This window comes from Embleya scabrispora DSM 41855, assembly GCF_000372745.1.
GTDB classification, from domain to species: domain Bacteria; phylum Actinomycetota; class Actinomycetes; order Streptomycetales; family Streptomycetaceae; genus Embleya; species Embleya scabrispora.
In genome coordinates, this window is sequence record NZ_KB889666.1 from 32,161 (window position 1) to 51,555 (window position 19,395).

A 19,395-nucleotide genomic window follows, 5' to 3' on the forward strand; every position below is an offset into this window, starting at 1 on the left:
GAAGAAATTCGAACGATTTCGCATCGAAGCCCCCATGAGGAGATGTCTCGGGAATGCGGCGATTTACCGCCGTCCGGCGTGTGGAGGTTGCCTTTCATGTTTGGAAACTGGCATCCACTCACCGAATGTGGAGACATTTTTTTGAAGTCCGCGCCTTTCCGGTGCGTGGACTCCGTTGACATCGATGCGCCGCCTGCCCGCATCTGGGAGATCATCACCGGCGATGCGCTGGTCACATGGACTCTGGTCTTCACCGCTCTCGTCTGGCACCCCGACCCACCGTCCGGCCCGGGCACGACCCGAGAGGTCACGCTGCTGCGGCTGCTCACCGTACGCGAGCGGTTCTTCCGCTGGGAGGAGAACAACCGCTACACCTTCAGCGCCGTGGGCACCTCCCTCCCTGGCCTGCGCCACGTGGCGGAGGACCGGGCCATCGAACCCGCTCCGGGCGGCACCCGTCTCGTCTGGACCCTCGCCGCCCAAGCCGCCGTACCCGCCGTTCCGCTGCTGTGGGCGAGCCGCCCGCTCGTCAAGCTCATGCAATGGCACGTCCTGCGCTCGGTCCGACTGCACGCAGAGAGCCGAAACGCGCCGCGCTCGCGGGCACGGTCCGGACAACGCCGCCCCGGCGACGGCCGAGCGGCGCGGCTGTGGCCCGGGTCATAACGGCCGGCGCCGAGTCCGGCATAAGGTGCAAAGATTCTTCTCGGGGGGCTCGTCGAGCAGACCGCCGACGTTGCGCTGCAAGGCTCGTTTTTTGAGGTTTCCACAGAGGGAGATCTTCGTAAGGTGCAGCAGGCTTCCCTGGACGATGTGCGCGTGCGCGCGGTCATACGAACTCTCGGTCCCTACGGGTGGCGCGGGCTTACCCCCGAGATGGTGAGCCGTCGCGCGCTCGCGGCCGTCGACGGTCACGTGGCGACCGAGACGGTGCCCGTAACGCGGCACGACGAGCGAATCGACGTGCTCCTCGAGTTTCTCGGGTGCTGTTCCTGGCGCACCCTGACAGTCGGTGCCCTGAGTCGGCGGCTGGTGACCGCTCTGGACGCCTGGCAGAGCGAAAGCCAATGGCTCGAGATCGAACTGTGTTGGCTACTCGACGCCGACGACTGAGTGAAGCCCGGCCCGGGCCCTACCTGGCAACGCCCGGAGCCGAGACCAAGCACACGCACGCAGCGCCGGCGAACGCAACCCGCGCACCCTCGCAGACCTCGCCAAGGGCAGCCTGGTCAAGAAGAAGCCGGCCCTCATCGAGGGCCTGACCGGGCAGTTCCAGGACCACCACGCCCGGCCGCTGCGGGTGTTGCTCGGCACCGTCAACCACCTCACCGCACAGATCCGGGAACACGACCGGCTCATCGCCCACACGCTGGAAGAGATCACCACCCCGCACGACCGCCCGTCAGCAGACCCGTCCGCCGCCGGCACGGGCGCCCGCGCCCCGGCCGAGAAGCCGGACGCCGTTCCCGGCGTCGGCCCGGCCACCACGCAGATCATCCTCGCCGAGATCGGCGCGGACACGAGCCGCTCCCCCACCCCCGAACACCTGGTGTCCTGGGCCAAGTTGTGCCCCCGCACGATCCGGTCCGGAGCGAAGAACACCGCAGACCCGGCCGGGCGGGGCCCGTGGCTCAAGGGCGCCCTCGGCAAGGCCGCCAACGCCGCCGCCCGCACCGACACCTTCCTCGGCGCCCGCTACCGGCGCATCGTCAAACGCCGCGGGCACGCCAAAGCCCTGGTCGCCGTCGCCCGCTCGATACTCCTCATCGTCTGGCACCTGATCAACGACCCGGACGCCTCCTACCGGGAACTCGGCTCCGACTGGCACCAACGGCATCTCAACCCCGCCCGCAAGACCCGCGACCTCGTCCGCCGGCTCCAGGCCCTCGGCCACCAGGTCACCCCCGAACCCACGGCCGCCTGACCGACCTCACCCCGACGTCCGGTCCGCGAGCGGCCCGGATGCTGCCGCCTGCCCGGCTGAGCATTGATTTTCCGATCAGCATCCGGGTCACTGCGGCCGGCGCCCCGCCGGGACGGATTCCGGTGCCTACAGCCCGTCCGCGCGCATGCCGATCTCGAACCAGGTCGTCTTGCCCCGTCCCGCGGGCGAGCTGCCCCAGGCCGTGGCGAGGGCGTCGACGATCAGCAAGCCTCGTCCCGACTCGGCCTCCACGTTGCGTGCGTCGTCCTGGAGCAGCGTGGTCGGTACGGGGGGATACGGATCGCTGTCGCGCACCTCCACCCGGATCCGGTGCGGATAGGCACGCAGTCTCAGGTCCACCTCGCTGTGGGCGTGGATGAGCGCGTTGGTCACGACCTCGGAGACCAGTACCTCCAGGTCGTCGAGCATGGGCAGCAGCGACCACCGCCGCAGCACGTCCCGCAGGAAGCGACGGGTCTGGGCGACCCCGAGCAGGTCGTGCCGTTGCACCGACATGCGGGCGACGCGCGCCGTCTCGTGCGGCCGCGCGCCTTCGAACCGCATCAGGACAAGGGCTGCGTCATCGCCGCCGGCCTCCCGCGCCGAGCCGGCGTGGACCATGGCGTCGGCCAGCACTTCGAGGTCTTCGCCGCCCTTGTCGGCGAGTAGACCGGTCAGTCGCACGACCGCGTTGTCGAAGCCCAACCGGCGTTCCTCCAGCAGGCCGTCGGTGAACAGTGCCACCACCGATCCCGGGCGCAGATCGATCGCCGTGTCCCGGTAGACGGCCCGCGTGTCGACCCCCAGCGGCGGCCCGACCGCGAGTTGCGGCTGCGCCACGTCGGGGCCGTCACCGACCAGGGGTCCCGGGTGCCCCGCGCTCGCGATGGTGGCGGTGCCGGCCGCCACGTCGACCCACATGCAGCAGCACGTCGCGAACAGGTTGGCGTCCAGGCCCGACAGCACGCTGTTGCTCCGCTCCAGCACGACGGCGGGATCATGCCCCTCCGCGGCGTACGCCCGTACGACGCTGCGCAGTTGGCCCATCACCGCTGCGGCGGCCAGGTTGTGGCCCTCCACGTCGCCGATCACGAGCCCGATACTTCCGTCGGGCAGGTTGAGCACGTCGTACCAGTCACCGCCCACCGCCACGCCCTCGGTCGCGGAGAAGTACCGGGCGGTGGTGACGGCTTCGGGAATGTGCGGCGGGCTCCCGGGCAGCAGGGTGTGCTGGATCCTGCGGGTGAGGGCGTGCTCGACCTCCTGCGACCGGGCGCGGGCCAGGGACTGGGCCACCTGCTCCAACAAGAGGCTCAAAAGCATGGTTTCCGTGGCGGACAACGGCTTCCGTGAGCCGGCGAACTCGATGGTGTAGCAACCCATCGCCCGGCCGCCGTGCGGCAGGGGGAAGTATCCGCGCGCTCCCTCGCCGGGATGCACGGTGACGCCCGGATAGGCACGCTCCACCTCTTCGCCCGAGCCGAAGATCCTGGCCCTGGCCGTGGCGACCGTGTCGGTCTCCGGAGTGCGCCGGGACAGCGGCGTCCCCTCGATGTCGCGGACCGCATCGCGGGGCAGACCGGCGGCCCCCGCCACGTGCAACCGCTCCCCCTCGACGACGGACAGCGCCGAGGCCCTGCCGCCGAAGGCCTGGACAACCCTGGTCTGGGCGAGTGCGAGAATGTCGGAGACCTGCGCCGCACCGGTCAGCTCCCTGGCAAGCCGCTGGATCTGGTACAGGTGGCTGCTGCGGACCGCCGCCGACGCCACGGCCTCCAGCAGCCTCGGCTCAAAGTCCGGGTGGCCTGCGGCGGGCTCCGGTTCCGCGGGGATGAACACCGGAACGGCGGGAGCCGTGACGGCCTCTTCTCCCCCGGTCAACTCCTCGAGGTCGGCGGCCAGCCGGTCGGCGACCGCCTGCATGTACTCCCGCTCCTCGGTCGTGACCGACCTCGGCGGTACCAGACGTATGCCGATGGTCCCGAACCGGTTCCGTGAGGTTCGTATCGGCGCAGAGGCGACCGCCATGGAGAAGGTGATGTTGGTCGGGAACCGATGCGGCGATCGACGCACCCCCTCCCATACGTCGACCTCGTCGAAGACCACCAGTTTCCCCGTCCGATACGACCGTGTCGTCGGCCACGACAGGTCGTCGATGTCGAATCCGGACGGAATGCCGAAACCCAGGGGAGAGTCCACGATCATGGACGCGGCCAGTGTCCGACGGCTTTCCGTCGGGAGATAGGCGGCACAGGTGCTCGCTCGCAGCCGGTGGTACACGTCCAGCAGCGCGGACGCGACCAGCCCGCCCTGGCGCGTCCCCGGGTCGATGACGCCGTAAGGCGGCTGGGCAAACAGTTCCCGGTCCATGAGACCTACCGTCGCTTGGGTAAACGGAAGCCGCTCCTATTTCCTGCATAAATATTAGTTCATTTCCCCATATTAATTCCATTATAGACAAGCAGGATCAGAGCGCCGCAAGCATTGTCGGAGCCGCCGAGGCGGGCTGTGTCGAACTCTCTGAACCTCGGCCCCGGATGATCGTCGAGCAGGCCGGGATCCTTCTCCTCGACCGCGGGAGGACCCGGACGCCGCGGGGCCTCCCGCCGGCATTGCGCACGGTCGGGGACCGTCGACCCGGCGACCGCATCAACGACCAAGCCGCTCGTGCCGGTTTCGCTTTCGGATACGAGTGGGGGTTGTCTCCGTGGGCTTTTTGGAGTGGGGGCTATGGCTATGGCGAGGCCGCCATGGTGGTTGGCGGTGGTGGTGATCCGGGCGGCGTGGGCGTGGACGATGGCTTGGACTATGGACAGGCCCAGGCCGGAGCGAGGTCCGCCGCTACCGGGCTGGTACCGGCACGTCACGTCGTCGATGCTCGCCCACACGTTCCTCGCCGCCCTCGCGACCGACGCCGCGGAAAGGAGGGAACCGACCCCAACCCGATGTCGTCCCGCTCACCGTGCGGAGATCAGGCGACTCCTGGCAGCTCTGAACGCGCCCCCGACGCACCGCCGACTCTCCCACATCCCCCACTGGTCCACTTGGCGCAGACGCCGCCACGCCGTCGCCCGCCGCCGCCACTTGCCGGCGCGGAAATCGCCGATACTCGGTATCGCCCGAGCCGTCACGGATAAACCAGAAACCGCCTCACATAGGCTCTGACCTGGACAGATCCCGAAGTGTTGCTGGGGTACTAGGAGCCCGGGCGCCGCTGTGCGACCAGCGCGGCGACCTGTGCGCGGTTGATCTTCCCGGTGCTGCTGCGGCCGACGGAGTCGACGAAGTGGAACTCGCGCGGTGTCTTGAACCGCGCCAGACGGTCGGCCAGGTGACTGCGCAGGCGGGTGGCAGCCGGCTCGCCGCCCTCCTCGCCGCCCTTCAGCTGCACGACGGCGACGACGCGCTGCCCCCACTCGTCATCCTGCACGCCGATAACCACGGCGTCGGCGACCGAAGGCTCCGTCACGAGGGCGGCTTCCACCTCGGCCGGGTAGATGTTGACGCCCCCCGAGAGGATCAGATCCGAGCGTCGGTCGCCGACGTAGAGATAGCCGTCCTCGTCGAGGTGGCCGATGTCGCCCGCGGTCCGGAACGGGTCGTGGGCGTCCGATGCCCCGGCGGGGATCAAGTCCCCGGCCGCGCCGCTGTAGGTGAAATCGAAGCCACCGCTGACGTAGATGGTGCCGGCCTCGCCCGCGGGGAGCGGCCGTCCGTCGCTCCCGCGGATCTCGAGCTGGATGCCGGGTGCCGCGCGACCTGCGGAGCCTGGCTTCTGCAACGCCTCCTCGGAAGTGATGATCGTGGCGATGCCGAACTCCGTGCACCCGTAGTACTCGGTGAGCACCGGACCCCACCACTGGATCATCCGCTGTTTCAGCTCCGGCGGGCACGGTGCTCCAGCGTGGGTGACCAGCTGGAGCGAGCGGCCTGAGAAGGAGTCGCGGATCGACGCGTCGAGGTCGAGAAGCCGATGAAACATGACCGGGACCATGAACGTGGTCGTGACCCCGAATCGGTCGATGAGCGAGAGCGTCTCAGCCGCGTCGAACCGTGTGGTGATGACGAGCTCCTGCCCCAGGTGCAGAGCGCAGAGCGCGTTCAGATTCGGTGCCGGGTGGTAGAGCGGGGCGACCACCAGGTGCACCTGGTGGAGCCCGGTGTCGGTGTCGTACTGCGCGAACCGCTGTCGAGCTCGGGCATCGGCTGCCTCGTCGGGGGTCGTCGTCGGCAGCGCCCGACGGACACCCTTGGGGCGCCCGCTCGTCCCAGAGCTGTAGTACTGCACCGAGCCTGCGCTCCGCTGCATCGGCGCAGAGGCAGGATGCCGTGCGAGCAGGTTCTCGGCCGAGAGTCCGTCCGACGCGCCTCCGACCACGACGACGCGGTCGGGGGCGAGGCCGCCACCCAGGCGAGCCCCTTCGACGGCAAGCGACTCGAGGGCAGACTCGGTCACCACGGCGCGAGCCCCGGAATCCCCGATCAGGTAGGCGGCCTCGGAGGCGGTCAGGTGCCAGTTGACTGGAACGAGGTATAGGCCGATCTGCTCCGCCGCGAGCTGTGCGGCGATGAAGGTCGCACCGTTCCTCAGGACGAGGGCCACGGTCTCGCCGCGCTGCAGATCCAGGTCGTCCCGCAGCAGGCGGGACCAACGGTGGGCGTCATCGAGCAGGTCGCCCCGCGTGACGGTCTCGGACCCGAGCCGCAACGCGACGCAGTCGCGGTCGCCGGCCGCGATCTCGAAGAAGCCCCGAGCAGGCGCGGCCGCCGGTGTTGTCATGCCGACACCTCCTGGTTCGAGAGCACCAGCGTCGCCGCCTCCGAGAAGAAGTGTCCAACACCCTGGACCACACTGACCTCCACGTCGGGCACCTGGGCGAACGCCTCGCCCCGGAGCTGGCGGACGGCCTCCTGGATCGCGAACATCCCGTACATGCCGGTGTGGGTGTAGCGAAGGCCGCCGCCGTTGGTGTTCATCGGCAGGTGGCCGCCCGGGGCGGTGTTACCTTCGGCGACGAACGCGCCGGCCTCCCCACGCCCGACGAAACCGAGCGCCTCGAGGCCGTACAGCGGTACGTGTGCGAACGCGTCGTAGACCATCAGGTGATCCACGTCGTTGTGGCTGATGCGCGCCTCGGTGAAGGCAGCCGCGGCCGACCGCTCGAACGTCTCGGCGCGCGTGAGGTCAGGCATCTGCGACACCAAAGGGCTGTCGGCCGCCTCGCCCGACCCCCACAGATAGACGGGGGTGCGGCGCAGTTCGCGGGCGCGCTCTGCCGACGTGACGACCAGCCCACCGCCTCCGTCGCTCACCATGCAGCACATGAGCTTGGTGAACGGCCAGGCGATCGGCGTCGATGCCAGGACCTCGTCGACGCTCGCGAGAGAGGGGCGGGCCGCTCGGGGATTTCCGTGCGACCACTCGCTCTGCCGAGCCGGCACGGAGGCCAGCTGCTCGATCGTCGTCCCCGTCTCGTGGGCGTAGCGGAGGTAAGGGAGCGTGAACATCGTGGGAGGGCCGTAGACGCCGAACGGTAGCTCGAACTGACCGAGCATCCCGTCGGCCGGCACCGGACGCGGATGGCGCCCGACCACCGACCGACGGGATTCGCCGTGCAGCACGAGGACGACTTCGGCCTGTCCGGCAGCGATCGCGGCAGCAGCGTGACGCACGTGCACCAGAAACGACGTCCCGCCCACACTCGTGCCGTCGAACCACGTCGGACGGACTCCCAACGCGTGAGCGATCTCGACCGGGTTGTGCACGGCGCTCGTGATGCCGTCGACATCGTCGAGGCTCAGGCCGGCGTCGGCGAGAGCGAGCAGCGCGGCATCGACGTGGAGGTCCAACTCAGACATGGCGGGCAGTCGTCCGAGGCTCGTTTCGGCGGCGCCGGCGATGGCGGCCACGGGGCGACTCACGCGGCGTGCTCCTCTCGGGGGGCGAACACCGGGACCACCTGGCCGCGCCGGTCCTCGAAGGCGACCCGCAGCGGCATGTCGATGACCAGCTGGTCGGGCACAGCGTCGCTCCCGATGATGTTCGTCATCATGGTCGGCCCTTCCTCCAGCCGGACGATCGCGATGACGTGCGGACCGACTGCTTCGAATCCGGGGGCGGGGAGGTGGTTGATGACATAGCTCAGCAACGTCGCGCGTCCGCTCACGTCAACCCACGACACCTCGCGGGAGCCACAGGACGGGCACGCGATGCGGGGGTAGAAGAAGTGCGTTTCACACGACCCGCACTGCTGGACCACCAGGCGGCCCTCGGTCGCGGCGTCCCAGAAGGGGCGGGTGGTCGGTGTCGGCAGCGCCTGCGCGGCGCCCTCGCCAGGGGTGACCCCGGACACAAACATTGGTACCATGAGCGGTACTATACAGGTCGTTATGATACCGTCCAGTCGTTGCTCGGCACTCGGCGCAACCGAGCGGAAGGAAGATTCGTGGGCACTCGAACGATCTACACGGGCGCGTTGGTCTTGGTGGGCGACCCCCGCAACGGCAGCTTTCAGCGAGTCGACGTCGAGGTCGTCGACGGCCGGATCAGTCGGCTTGCCGAGAACCTCGGGTCCACGCCCGAAGGTGCCGATGTCGTCGATGCGTCCTGGGCTTGGATCATCCCGGGGTTCGTGGACGCGCATCACCACATGTGGCAGGCGACGATGCGCGGCCTCACGGTGGACTTCACGCTGTCGGACTACGTGTGGACGATCCGGCGCAACCACTCCGGCGTGCACCGCGCGGTCGACATCTACAACGGGACGCTCGGTGCGGCCGTGGGGCTGCTCGACTCCGGCACGACCTGCTCGGTCGACTACTCCCACAGCATCTTGACCCCTGAGCACGCCGACGCGGGCGTGGCGGCCATCAACGAGTCCGGAATCCGTGGCGTGTGGTGCTACGGGCTCTATGACCCCCACACGACGAATCCGTACTTCACGTCTGTCGAGTCCCGTCTCGAGGACGCGCGACGCGTGCGTTCATCGTTGTTCGAGACCAGCGGCGGGCGGGTGCGCTTCGGGATCGCCCCGACCGAGATGAGCCTGAACGGCATCGAGCAGGCCGCCCAGGAAATGGTGCTCGGGCGCGAGCTGGATTGCCTGATCCACACTCACACCAACGCCCGGTGGAAGCCCGGATACCGGTCGGAGATCAAGCAGCTGGCCGAGGCTGGGCTCCTCTGGTCGCACCAGCTCCACTCGCACTGCAACACCTCCGACGCCGAGGACTTCGCGATCCTGGCCGATCATGGGGCCAAGGTCTCCTCCACCCCCGAGACCGAGCTCAATATGGGGATGGGGTTCCCGATCGCCGCCGTCGCCGACCGCGTCGGTGTCGTGGCGGGGCTGGGTGCGGACATCCAGTCGAACAACTCTCCCGACATGTTCACGACCATGCGCCTGATGCTGGCGGGGGAGCGTGCGCGGGCCAATCAGCGCGCGCTGGAGGAGAAAGGCATTTACGACATGGGCGGCCTCGAGTTGCGTGCTGCCGACGTGCTGTACTTCGCGACGCTCGGCGGAGCCACCGGTCTGGGCCTGGAGGACGAGTGCGGTTCGATCGACGTCGGCAAGGCCGCCGATCTCCTCTTCATCCGCAACACATCCCTGAACCTGACACCAGCCGTCGACCCGATGGGTGCGATCGTCATGAGCGCTCGAACCTCCGACGTCGACACCGTCCTCGTCGGCGGTGAGGTCGTCAAGCGGGACGGCGCGATGCGTGCCGACCTCGTCGAGAAGGCGATCCGAGGCCTACAGGAGTCGGGCACCCACATCGTGAACGAGTCGCAGGCGTACGGAGGCATGACGCCTCCGCAGCCCGAGTGGTGGGGCGCCGCGACCGCAGCGACGGGCTCGCCGTCATGACCCGTCGGCGGCCTCGTTTCGAGCGCTGGGACAGCGAACTCCGGGAGACGACATGCGGTGGGTGACATGCCGGCACCGGCACGGTCTGCGGGTCGGTCTGGTCGTCGACGACGCGGTGCATGTCTTGGACGACGACCGCACGCTGATCGACGTGATCTCCGCAGGCCAGGTCGAGATGGAGCGCATCGCCGAGACGGTGCGGCGATCGCCCGCGACCGTCGTCCCACTCGAGTCGATGGTGCTGCACTCCCCGATCCCGCAGCCGCCCTCCGTGCGCGACACGGTCGGCTTCCTCGACCATGTCCGCGGGTGCCGAAGGGCCTACGGCCGTGACCCGGAACTCGGCGAGGTCTGGAGCCGCGTTCCCGCCTTCTACTTCGCCAATCCGGCCACCCTGTTCGGCGCTCGCGACGACGTCGCGATCGCGCCGGGCTCACGCTGGTTCGACTTCGAGCTCGAAGTCGCAGCGGTCATCGGCACGCCCGGCTCGGACCTGGATCCTGTCGCCGCCCAGGACACGATCGCGGGCTACATGCTCTTCTGCGACTGGACCGCCCGGGATCTGCAGCAGGCCGACATGGCGCTCGGCATCGGTCAGGGCAAAGGCAAGGACTCCGGCATGACGTTCGGTCCGTGGCTCGTGACGGCCGACGAAGTCGCGAACCGGCTCGTCGACGGTCGCCTCGACCTCGAGGTGGCGGTCGAGGTCAACGGCGTCGAGATCGCCCGCGGGACGACCGGTGCAATGGACTGGACCTTCGGAGAGATCGTGTCGTTCGTGTCGCGCGGCACCCGTTTGGTCCCCGGCGACGTCATCGGGTCCGGCACGATCCCCGGCGGTTGCCTGCTGGAGCACCTCGTCGGTGACCCGGAGACCTACGACGGATGGCTGAAGCGAGGCGACACCGTCTCACTCAACGGCCGCGCCCTCGGACGCACGCATCAGCGCATCGTCGACGGCGCCCGCCCTCACCCGCTCTCGAGCGGCTACTGATCCCGACCGACACGAGGAACCTGTGACGAACACCTACACGCGCGGCCTGCACGAGATCGCCGCGGGAATCTGGGCCTGGCTGCTGCCCGACGGCGAGTGGGGCATGAGCAACGCGGGGCTGGTGCAGGGCGAGGGGCAGAGCTTCCTCGTCGACACCCTCTTCGACCTCCCCCTCACGACCGAGATGCTGGACGCCATGGCGGACCTGACCGCCTCCACGCCGATCCAGGGCGTCCTGAACACCCACGCCAACGGCGACCACTGCTTCGGCAACCAACTCCTCGACGACACGGTCACGGTGTACGCGACGAGCGAGACCGACCACGAGATCCGGCACGGCACGACCCCCGAACGGCTCCACATGCTGGCGACATCGGACTTCGGACCGGTCCTGTCGCCCTTCCTGCGGAGCTGCTTCGGAGCATTCGACTTCACCGGCATCACTCTGCGAAACGCCGACACGGTCTTCGACGACTCCCTGACGGTGACAGTCGGCGGTCGCGAAGTCGAGCTGTTGCGGCTGGGCCCGGCGCACACTGCCGGCGACGCCATCGCCCACGTGCCCGATGCCGGGGTGATCTTCGCCGGCGACCTCCTCTTCATCGGTGGGACGCCCATCATGTGGGCCGGCTCGCTCACGAACTGGCTGCGTGCCTGCGACCGGATGACCGCGCTCGATCCGACGGTCGTGGTGCCCGGTCACGGACCGCTCACCGACGTCGACGGGATCGCGGAGATGCGGGGCTACCTGGCCCACGTCAAGGACCGCATCGCCGACGGGGTGGAGGCGGGTCGACCGTGGCGCGAGACCGCCGACCGGATGGATCTGGACCGCTACGCCTCCTGGCCGCAGGCCGAACGCATCGTCGTCACGACCTACCAGGCCTACCGGCAGGCTGCGGTGGACACCCCGCAGGAGGACGGCATCGACCTCTTCGGCGAGATGGCCGCCTGGCAGCAGCGCCATGTAAGGAAACGCTGACGCCCCGGCGCCGCGGCCGACGACGGATGGTTCGGCCGATGAGGTCCGCCCGATCTGTCAGCAGCGAGGCGGGCCCGTGGTCTCGCGACAGTCCGACGTGCTCGACGCACTCGAAGCGGCGTTCCTGGACGAGTGCCGGCGTACAACAATGCGGCTCTGGTCCGAAAATAGAACTCTCCGTGCCTTCATGGTCCGCTACCACCTCGACGAGATCGACCGCCTGCGATCCACCGCCACCGCGTTCGACACGCGCATCGCCAACTTCGGGACCCCGAGGTGCTGGACCGGATCGGTGCCGCACGAGGCGAGGCGTTGGAGCCGTTCGGGCATCTCTGCCGCCGTGGCCTGTCCTGATCGGGCGTCGCCGAGAGCCGGCGGGGGGAGCGCATTCACTTGTGCGGTACCAAAGAAGCATCTATAGTACCAGAACTGTTACCAGCATCACGCGCTGGTCCGCGGTGTGCGCGGTGGAACGGCGGTGGCGCTCTTGGCGCCGCTCGGATCGCTGACGACCCCCGCAAGGATCCGCGTCGGCGTGCTGTTCATCGTCGGAAGGACCTGTCAATGACCGACACCCCATCGGTGTACGTGGTGACCGGAGGTGCCGGCGGACTCGGCGGCGCCACGGCGAAGCTCTTGGCGGAGCGCGACGTGTCCGTCGTGGTGACCGACCTGGTCGACGCCGACGAGAGCGAGCTGCGCGCGCGGCTCGGTGAGCGCGTGACGTTCGTCCGCGGCGACGTCTGCTCGGAGAGCGACCTCGGCCAGGTGCTCGACCACGCCTCCGAACGCGGCACGATCCGCGGGCTGGTCCACTGTCCGGGGAAGGGTTTCCCCCGCAGGATCGTGGACCGTGCCGGGACGCCATTCCCGCTGGACCGGTTCGAGACCGCCCTGAGGCTGAATCTGGTGGGCACCTTCAACGCCCTGCGGCTGACGGCCGCACGCATGGCCACGAACGACCCCGACGAAGGCGAACGCGGGTCGATCGTCATGACCGCGTCGGTCGCCGCCTGGGACGGGCAAGTCGGACAGATCGCCTACGCCGCCGCGAAGTCCGGCGTCGTCGGCATGACCCTGTGCGCCGCTCGTGACCTCGCCGACCTCGGCATCCGCGTCAACACCATCGCTCCTGGCATCTTCGATACCCCGCTGCTGGCCCGGTTCTCCCAGGACATCCGCGACGGCCTCGCGGAATCGGTCACCTTCCCCAAGCGCCTCGGTGACCCGGAGGAGTACGCCTCGCTCGCCGACCAGCTACTCCATAACCGCTACCTGAACGGCGAGGTCATCCGCCTCGACGGCGCCATCCGGATGGCGCCCCGATGAGCGCCGCCGGTGCCCCGGTCTTGTTCGAGGAGACCGACGGTGTCGCGACGATCACCCTCAACCGTCCCGCGGTGCGCAACGCCGTCGACGCCTCGATGGCGGGAGCTCTCGCCGAGATCGTCGACCACCTGGACGAGCGCAGCGACCTCCGCGCAGCCATCCTCACCGGTACCGGCGGCAGCTTCTGCTCGGGCATGGACCTGAAGGCCTTCGTCCGTGGCGAGAAGTCCTCGATCCCGGGCCGCGGGTTCGCCGGATTCACCGCCCGCCCTCCCGCCATCCCCGTGATAGCCGCCGTCGAAGGTGCCGCCGTCGCCGGCGGCTGCGAGCTCGTGCTCGCCTGCGACCTGGTTGTCGCGGCCGAGTCCGCACGCTTCGGGGTGCCGGAGGTCAAGCGCGGACTGGTCGCCGTAGGCGGCGCGCTCCTCAAGCTGCCGTCGCGGATCCCGTACCAGGTCGCAATGGAGTGGATCCTGACCGGCGACCTGGTCGGCGCTCGTCGCGCCCACGAGGTGGGGCTGGTCAACGCGGTGGCGCCGGACGGTGAGGCACTGGCGGTCGCCCGGCGCTTGGCAGACCGCGTCGCCGCCAACGGCCCGCTGGCGCTTCGCGCCAGCAAGCAGATCGTCGCGGCGTCGTCCTCGTGGAGCCACGAAGAGGCGTACGAGCGTCAGCTCGAGATAGCGCGCCCGGTGACGGAGTCGGCGGACGCCCAGGAGGGCGCCCGTGCCTTTGCCGAGAAGCGAAGCCCCGTGTGGAGCGGTCGATGAGCGCGGGGCCGCTGGACGGCGTGCGTGTCGTCGAGCTCGGCGGGATCGGACCGGCGCCGTTCGCGTGCATGATGCTCGCCGACCTCGGCGCCGACGTCATCAGGATCGACCGGCCGGGAGCCGAGCTCCACCCGGTGATGCACCGCAATCGCCGCTCGATCGCGCTCGATCTCAAGTCTCCGGAGGGCCGCGCGATCGCGATGCGGCTGGTCGCGGCCGGCGACGTCGCCATCGAGGGCTTTCGCCCAGGGGTGGCCGAACGCTTGGGCCTTGGGCCTGACGACGTCTCGCGCGAGGCGCCGCACGTCGTGTACGGCCGGATGACCGGTTGGGGGCAGGACGGTCCCTGGGCACAGCTTCCCGGGCACGACATCAACTACATCGCCCTGACCGGCGCCCTCCATGCGATCGGCCCCGCCGACGGGGACCCAGTGGTGCCACTCAACCTCATTGGCGACTTCGGCGGTGGCGGCATGCTGTTGGCCTACGGCGTCCTCGCGGCCGTCGTCAGCGCTCGCACCACAGGGCGAGGGCAGGTCGTCGACGCCGCGATGATCGACGGCTCGGCGGCCCTCATGGCGATGCTCCACGGGTACCTCGCCGAGGGGCGATGGGTCGACGAGCGTGGGGTGAACCACCTCGACGGCGGCGCTCCCTACTACCGGACGTACGCGTGCAGCGATGGTCGGCACGTGGCGGTCGGCTGCATCGAGCCGCAGTTCTACGCGAGCCTGCTCAAGGGGCTTGACCTGGGCGACGACCCGGACTTCACGGCCCAGGACGATCGCTCGCGATGGCCGTCCATGGTGCACCGCCTGCAGGCGATCTTCGGTTCGAGGCCGCGTGACGAGTGGGCCGAAGTGTTCGCCACGAGCTCGGCCTGCGTCACCCCGGTTCTGTCGATCGGTGAAGCGCCACTGCACCCGCACCACGTCGAACGGCAGACCTATACCTTGCTCGGCGACGGTCACATGGCGCGACCCGTGCCTCGCTTCGCGGGAACACCTGCCGCCGAGCCGCGCCCGGCACCCGTCGTCGGTAGCGACGGCTTTGCGCTGCTGGGGGAACTCGGCCTCGAGGCAGCCGAGGTCCGGAGTCATCTTGAGGCGGGGGTGGTCGTGCTGCCGCCGAGCGCCACCGACGAGGGGGGACCGAGGTGACGACGGCGCGCGAGCTCGTGGCTCGTTACGTGTTCGACGGCATGACGATCGCCGTCGGGGGTTTCGGCCTCTGTGGCAACCCGTTCGACCTGATCGAGGCGGTCCGTGACTCGGGCGTGACCGACCTGACGATCGTCTCCAACAACATGGGTACCGACGGCAAGGGTCTCGGCGTGCTCCTGGAGGGTCGGCAGGTCCGCAAGGTCGTGGCGTCCTACGTCGGTGAGAACCGCCGGTTCGCCCAGCAGTACCTCGACGGGCAGCTTGAGATCGAGTTCACCCCGCAGGGCACCCTGGCCGAACGGCTCCGCGCGGGCGGGGCGGGGATTCCCGCCTTCTACACCCCGACCGGAGCCCACACGATCGTCGCCGAGGGCAAGCCGACCACGCAGATGGGCGGCCGTACCGTGATCCTGGAGCACGCGATCGTCGCGGACCTCGCACTCGTGCGCGCCCACCACGCGGACGCGGCGGGCAACTTGACGTATCGAATGACAGCGCGGAACTTCAATCCCGTCGTCGCCACTGCGGGGCGGGTCACGCTCGCGGAGGTCGACCGGGTGGTGGAGGAGTACCTCGACCCCGACCTCGTGCAGACGCCGGGAATCTACGTCGACGAGGTGGTCGTCGCGTCGGCGCGAGCGCCGGAGATCGAGCAACGGACGACGCGGCCGCGGCAGTCCGAAGGAGGCGCCCATGTGGAGGCGTGAGCAGATGGCCGCCGTCGCGGCGCGCGAGCTGGTCGACGGCGCGTATGTCAATCTCGGGATCGGCATTCCGACGTTGGTCGCGAATCACGTGCCGGCGGCCATCCGGGTGACCCTGCAAAGCGAGAACGGCATGCTGGGCATGGGGGAGTTCCCGCTCGAGGGCAACGAGGACGCCGACCTCATCAACGCTGGTAAGCAGACGGTCACGATCGAGCCGGGTGGCAGCTTCTTCGGGTCCGACCAGTCCTTCGCGATGATTCGCGGCGGCCACATCGACCTGGCGATCCTCGGGGCCATGCAGGTGTCGGGGTCGGGCGACCTCGCCAACTGGACGATCCCCGGTGTGCTCGTCAAGGGCATGGGCGGCGCGATGGACCTCGTGGCGGGGGCCCGGCGGGTCGTCGTCCTGACCGACCACACGACGAAGGACGGCCGGCCCAAGATCGTCGAGACCTGCGACCTGCCCCTGACCGGCCGCGGTGTCGTGGACCGGGTCGTCACCGACCTGGCCATCTTCGACGTGACGCAGGCAGGTCTGGCGCTGGTCGAGCTCGCCCCCGAGGTGACGCTGGAGGAGGTCCGCGACCGCACGGGCTGCCGGTTCGACGATCTCCGGGAGGGTACGGCGCACGGCATCGACTGACGGTGCAGCCGCCCGACCACGACTCCAGGCCCAGGAAGCGGTATCGTTCGCGACCTCGGAGTACCGTGAATCGGGCCGGCCCAGTCCCGGTGACGACGCAGTGAAGTGAGGTGGACCATGCCGGACGTCAGGTCGAACGCCCTTTCCGGGCGGCAGTCCGACGTACTCAACGCCCTTGAGGAGGCCTTCCTCGCCGAGGGCTTCCGCCATCTCACGATTGGTGACATGGCCGCCCTCGCTCGCACCTCCCGTCGCACGATCTATCACCTGGGGCAGACCAAGGACGAGGTCGTGGTCGGCGTCGTCGACCGCTACTTCAACTCGATGGGCAAGGAGGCACTGCGCCGCGCCCACGACACAGCGAATGTGCACGACCAGATCGAGGCCTATCTGTCAGCCTCCGTTGAGCGCAATCGTCGAGCCAGCCGTCAGTTCGTGCACGACGTCGAGAACTATCTGCCTACGAGCCACGTCTACGACCGCCATCAGGAGATCGCGATTCGGGAGCTGGAGACGATCGTGCGAAAGGCGATGGAGCGGGGAGAGGTTACCGGTGGGTCGCCGGCCTTGTGGGCCGAGATGCTCGGCGCAGTGATCCGTCACCTGCGGGACCCCGATGTGCTCGATCGAGTGGGCGCCACCCGCGCCGACGCACTTGAGTTGTTCGGGCGGTTCTGCCGCCGCGGCCTGGCTTGAGCCTGACTCTGCCGGGGATCTTGGATGGCCGGACTCAACTACCGAGGGTGCGCCAGGACTTCGGCCTGGGAATCGCGTTCTCATCCAGGAAGGTCTGGAAGGCAGTCGGCGGCCTCGGTTCTCGCGGGGGGAAGCCCACCTTCCGGGCGCTCTCGCGGGAGCTGGTGCACCGAGGGCGGTCCGGACACGGCCGGCACTGGCTCGTGGTGAACCGCGCCACGATCAAGGGGTTGCCCGGCAGTGGACCGCTGACGGTGATCCGGTGTTCGCGGGCGGCGCGTTCCGGATGGACCAGTGAGGTGTAGCCGCCGTCGACCGGGTGCTCGTCGGGCAGCAGCCCGCGACGCGCCAGGCGGGTGTCGGGGCGTGTGAAGTCGATGCGGCATCGGACCGCTTCCGCTGCCTGACGGTCCGACAGACCGAGCAGGAACTGCGGTACACACACCGGCCAATTGGGCGGGCGAGACGCCGGGGCGTCCGTCGCGCGGGTACCGGCCCGCGAAGTCCTCGTCGCATCCCAGTCCGTCCAGCCGGTCTCTCACCCACATCGCCGTCGTACCGCTCGGATTGCTCGCGCGCGATCTGCGCGGTCAGAGACGGGACTTGCTCACCGGATCGGGGACGGAGCGACGACGGGCACCTCGCAGCCGCATCGGTCTTTGAAACAGTCCCGAGCATGCCTGCTGATCATGGTGGTGCACCGGGAAACTCCAAGATCCCCGGCAGAGTCAAGCCGAGACGCGATCGTGTGGCCGCTCGATAGGCGGCAGCGGCACGCCGGACTGAACGGCATGGGACCGCATTCGATGTAGCCGCCCTGCCGCCGTGGTCCGGCCCTGTGACGCTTCTGCTGCCGTCCTCGGAGGACCGCCGAGGGCGAGGTTCGATGACGGCCTTGACCGGTACCAGAGGTGCGCTTACGATACCGATGGCAGTACCAAATGTGGGCTGGGTCACTCGATCGATCGTGATCGTCAGCGCAGTTCCGCGGCCTGCGAGTGGCTCCCCCGAGCGACTCGTGTGGTCATCCAACTGCCGCAGGACGGGGCGGACCTGGTCCGCGCCGACGTGAAACCGAGGGAGGAGAAGGTATGACGAGAACTCGCATCGCGGCGGTGTGCGGGGCGCTGCTGGCGCTCACGCTGTCGGCGTGCGGCAGCTCGTCGTCGGACGGTCCCACCGGGTCGACCAGCGACGTCATCATCAAGCAGGCGAAGGCCTCGACGGAGCACGCCCTCGCCGGCACCGATCGTGCCCTGCCGACCCACGGTCCCAAGGCGCAGGCCGGCAAGACCGTGTGGGCGCTCGCCTGCAGCACCCAGGCGGCCGGCTGCGTCGTGCCGGCCCAGGGATTCGTCGACGCCTCGAAGGCGCTCGGGTGGGAGGTCAAGCTGGTCGACGGCAAGGTCGACCCGGCGGTCTACAACTCCCAACTGCGGGCCGCTGCGGCTGCGCACGTCGATGCCGTCGCCTTGTTCGGCGTCGATTGCTCCGTGGTCAAGGCCTCGATTGAGGTGGTGCACGCAGCCGGCGTCAAGGTCTACGGCGGCAACGCGCTCGACTGCGACGACAAGTTCAGCCACGGTGGCAAGCCCCTGTTCGACGAGTACCTACGGTTCAACCAGGACCTGATCTCGTACGAGGACTACATGAGCACCTTCGTCGGCCCCACGATCGCCGACTGGGTCATCGCCAAGACCGACGGCACGGCGGACGTCGTCCTGATGCGCCAGGACGACAACGCCACCCTCCGGATGGTCGGAGACGCCCAGGCCGGCCGCCTCGCCGAGTGCGGCGGATGCGTGGTCCATCAGGTGACGTTTACTTCTGTTGACCTGTTCGGCGGGAAGCTGCAGGGCAAGGCCGCCGCCGCGCTCCAGCAGTTCCCGAACGCGGACGTCGTCATGGTTCCGGCCGACTCGGCGATCACCCTCGGAGTGGGGGCGGCTGTCGACCAAGCGCGCCAGGGCGGGCGTAAGGACCTGCTGCTCGCGGGCAACGAGGGTGTTGCCTCGTCGATCACCCTGATTCGCAACGGGACGCAGTCCTACGCGGTCGGCCGGCCGCTCACCTGGACCGGCTGGGCTGCGGCGGACGGCCTGAACCGGCTCTTCGCCGGCGAAAAGCCGGTCGATTCGGGCATGGGCATCGGCAGCATGGACGCCAAGCACCTCCCCGGCGGCAACGTGTACGACGGCAACCCGGCATCGTCGGGCTACCAGGAGAACTACAAGAAGATCTGGGGAGTGGGCTGAGTGGTCGACGCCACCTCCGGGAGACGGGCGAGCGCTTTGGCGCTCGCCCGCCTCTCCAAGA

Annotated in this window: 18 protein-coding genes; 13 read left to right on the top strand and 5 right to left on the bottom strand. The window is 69.0% G+C overall.

Annotated elements, in window-relative coordinates; all coding sequences use genetic code 11:
* The first annotated feature begins 165 nt into the window (after positions 1–165).
* The 3 genes from A3IC_RS55510 (at position 166) to A3IC_RS55515 (ending at position 1,924) form a co-directional block, all read left to right on the top strand.
* Positions 166–666: an SRPBCC family protein gene (locus tag A3IC_RS55510; protein ID WP_020551887.1), complete on the top strand. Its 501-nt coding sequence runs from the start codon at positions 166–168 to the stop codon at positions 664–666.
* A gap of 123 nt (positions 667–789) precedes the next feature.
* Positions 790–1,113, top strand: coding sequence for a hypothetical protein (locus A3IC_RS0120320; RefSeq protein ID WP_158696025.1), 324 nt, complete (start codon positions 790–792; stop codon positions 1,111–1,113).
* Between the two features lie 187 nt (positions 1,114–1,300).
* Positions 1,301–1,924 (top strand): transposase, encoded by a 624-nt coding sequence (locus tag A3IC_RS55515; protein WP_020551890.1) that lies wholly within the window; start codon positions 1,301–1,303, stop codon positions 1,922–1,924.
* Positions 1,925–2,050: 126 nt separating this feature from the next.
* On the opposite strand, the gene A3IC_RS62460 is transcribed toward A3IC_RS55515, so the two are convergent.
* The 4 genes from A3IC_RS62460 to A3IC_RS0120345 form a co-directional block, all read right to left on the bottom strand.
* Complete coding sequence (locus A3IC_RS62460) at positions 2,051–4,294, bottom strand: ATP-binding SpoIIE family protein phosphatase (protein WP_020551891.1); 2,244 nt, start codon at positions 4,292–4,294, stop codon at positions 2,051–2,053.
* Positions 4,295–5,120: 826 nt separating this feature from the next.
* The gene (locus A3IC_RS0120335) at positions 5,121–6,704 is read right to left on the bottom strand and encodes an AMP-binding protein (RefSeq protein ID WP_020551892.1); all 1,584 of its coding nucleotides are present in this window, start codon (positions 6,702–6,704) and stop codon (positions 5,121–5,123) included.
* Positions 6,701–7,834 (bottom strand): thiolase C-terminal domain-containing protein, encoded by a 1,134-nt coding sequence (locus tag A3IC_RS0120340; RefSeq protein WP_020551893.1) that lies wholly within the window; start codon positions 7,832–7,834, stop codon positions 6,701–6,703. The genes A3IC_RS0120335 and A3IC_RS0120340 overlap by 4 nt, the downstream gene beginning before the upstream one ends.
* An 8-nt stretch (positions 7,835–7,842) precedes the next feature.
* Positions 7,843–8,292, bottom strand: a complete 450-nt coding sequence (locus A3IC_RS0120345; protein WP_245599357.1) for a Zn-ribbon domain-containing OB-fold protein — start codon at positions 8,290–8,292, stop codon at positions 7,843–7,845.
* Positions 8,293–8,409: 117 nt separating this feature from the next.
* On the opposite strand from A3IC_RS0120345, the gene A3IC_RS0120350 reads away from it, so the two are divergent.
* The 9 genes from A3IC_RS0120350 to A3IC_RS0120395 all read left to right on the top strand — a co-directional run bounded on the left by A3IC_RS0120350 (position 8,410) and on the right by A3IC_RS0120395 (position 17,079).
* Complete coding sequence (locus tag A3IC_RS0120350) at positions 8,410–9,795, top strand: amidohydrolase family protein (RefSeq protein WP_158696026.1); 1,386 nt, start codon at positions 8,410–8,412, stop codon at positions 9,793–9,795.
* Between the two features lie 124 nt (positions 9,796–9,919).
* Positions 9,920–10,789 carry a fumarylacetoacetate hydrolase family protein gene (locus tag A3IC_RS70130; RefSeq protein ID WP_205354390.1) on the top strand — a complete coding sequence of 290 codons (870 nt, stop codon included), beginning with the start codon at positions 9,920–9,922 and terminating at the stop codon, positions 10,787–10,789.
* Between the two features lie 22 nt (positions 10,790–10,811).
* Positions 10,812–11,771, top strand: a complete 960-nt coding sequence (locus tag A3IC_RS70135) for an MBL fold metallo-hydrolase (RefSeq protein WP_026218507.1) — start codon at positions 10,812–10,814, stop codon at positions 11,769–11,771.
* 564 nt (positions 11,772–12,335) lie between these two features.
* Positions 12,336–13,100, top strand: a complete 765-nt coding sequence (locus A3IC_RS0120370; RefSeq protein WP_020551897.1) for an SDR family NAD(P)-dependent oxidoreductase — start codon at positions 12,336–12,338, stop codon at positions 13,098–13,100.
* A complete protein-coding gene (locus A3IC_RS0120375; protein ID WP_020551898.1) occupies positions 13,097–13,870 on the top strand; it encodes a crotonase/enoyl-CoA hydratase family protein in 774 nt (257 codons plus the stop codon). Before A3IC_RS0120370 ends, A3IC_RS0120375 begins: the two co-directional genes overlap by 4 nt.
* Positions 13,867–15,030: a CaiB/BaiF CoA transferase family protein gene (locus A3IC_RS0120380; protein ID WP_052173648.1), complete on the top strand. Its 1,164-nt coding sequence runs from the start codon at positions 13,867–13,869 to the stop codon at positions 15,028–15,030. Before A3IC_RS0120375 ends, A3IC_RS0120380 begins: the two co-directional genes overlap by 4 nt.
* Entirely contained in the window at positions 15,027–15,740 is a 714-nt protein-coding gene (locus A3IC_RS0120385) for a CoA transferase subunit A (protein ID WP_020551900.1), read from the top strand. The genes A3IC_RS0120380 and A3IC_RS0120385 overlap by 4 nt, the downstream gene beginning before the upstream one ends.
* A gap of 4 nt (positions 15,741–15,744) precedes the next feature.
* A complete protein-coding gene (locus tag A3IC_RS0120390) occupies positions 15,745–16,383 on the top strand; it encodes a 3-oxoacid CoA-transferase subunit B (RefSeq protein WP_020551901.1) in 639 nt (212 codons plus the stop codon).
* Between the two features lie 117 nt (positions 16,384–16,500).
* Positions 16,501–17,079, top strand: coding sequence for a TetR/AcrR family transcriptional regulator (locus tag A3IC_RS0120395; RefSeq protein WP_063744855.1), 579 nt, complete (start codon positions 16,501–16,503; stop codon positions 17,077–17,079).
* 34 nt (positions 17,080–17,113) lie between these two features.
* Here A3IC_RS0120395 and A3IC_RS71160 read toward each other — a convergent pair whose 3' ends face one another.
* Entirely contained in the window at positions 17,114–17,524 is a 411-nt protein-coding gene (locus A3IC_RS71160; protein WP_020551903.1) for a hypothetical protein, read from the bottom strand.
* Positions 17,525–18,170: 646 nt separating this feature from the next.
* Here A3IC_RS71160 and A3IC_RS0120405 point away from each other — a divergent pair.
* A complete protein-coding gene (locus A3IC_RS0120405; protein ID WP_020551904.1) occupies positions 18,171–19,334 on the top strand; it encodes a substrate-binding domain-containing protein in 1,164 nt (387 codons plus the stop codon).
* Positions 19,335–19,395 lie beyond the last annotated feature (61 nt).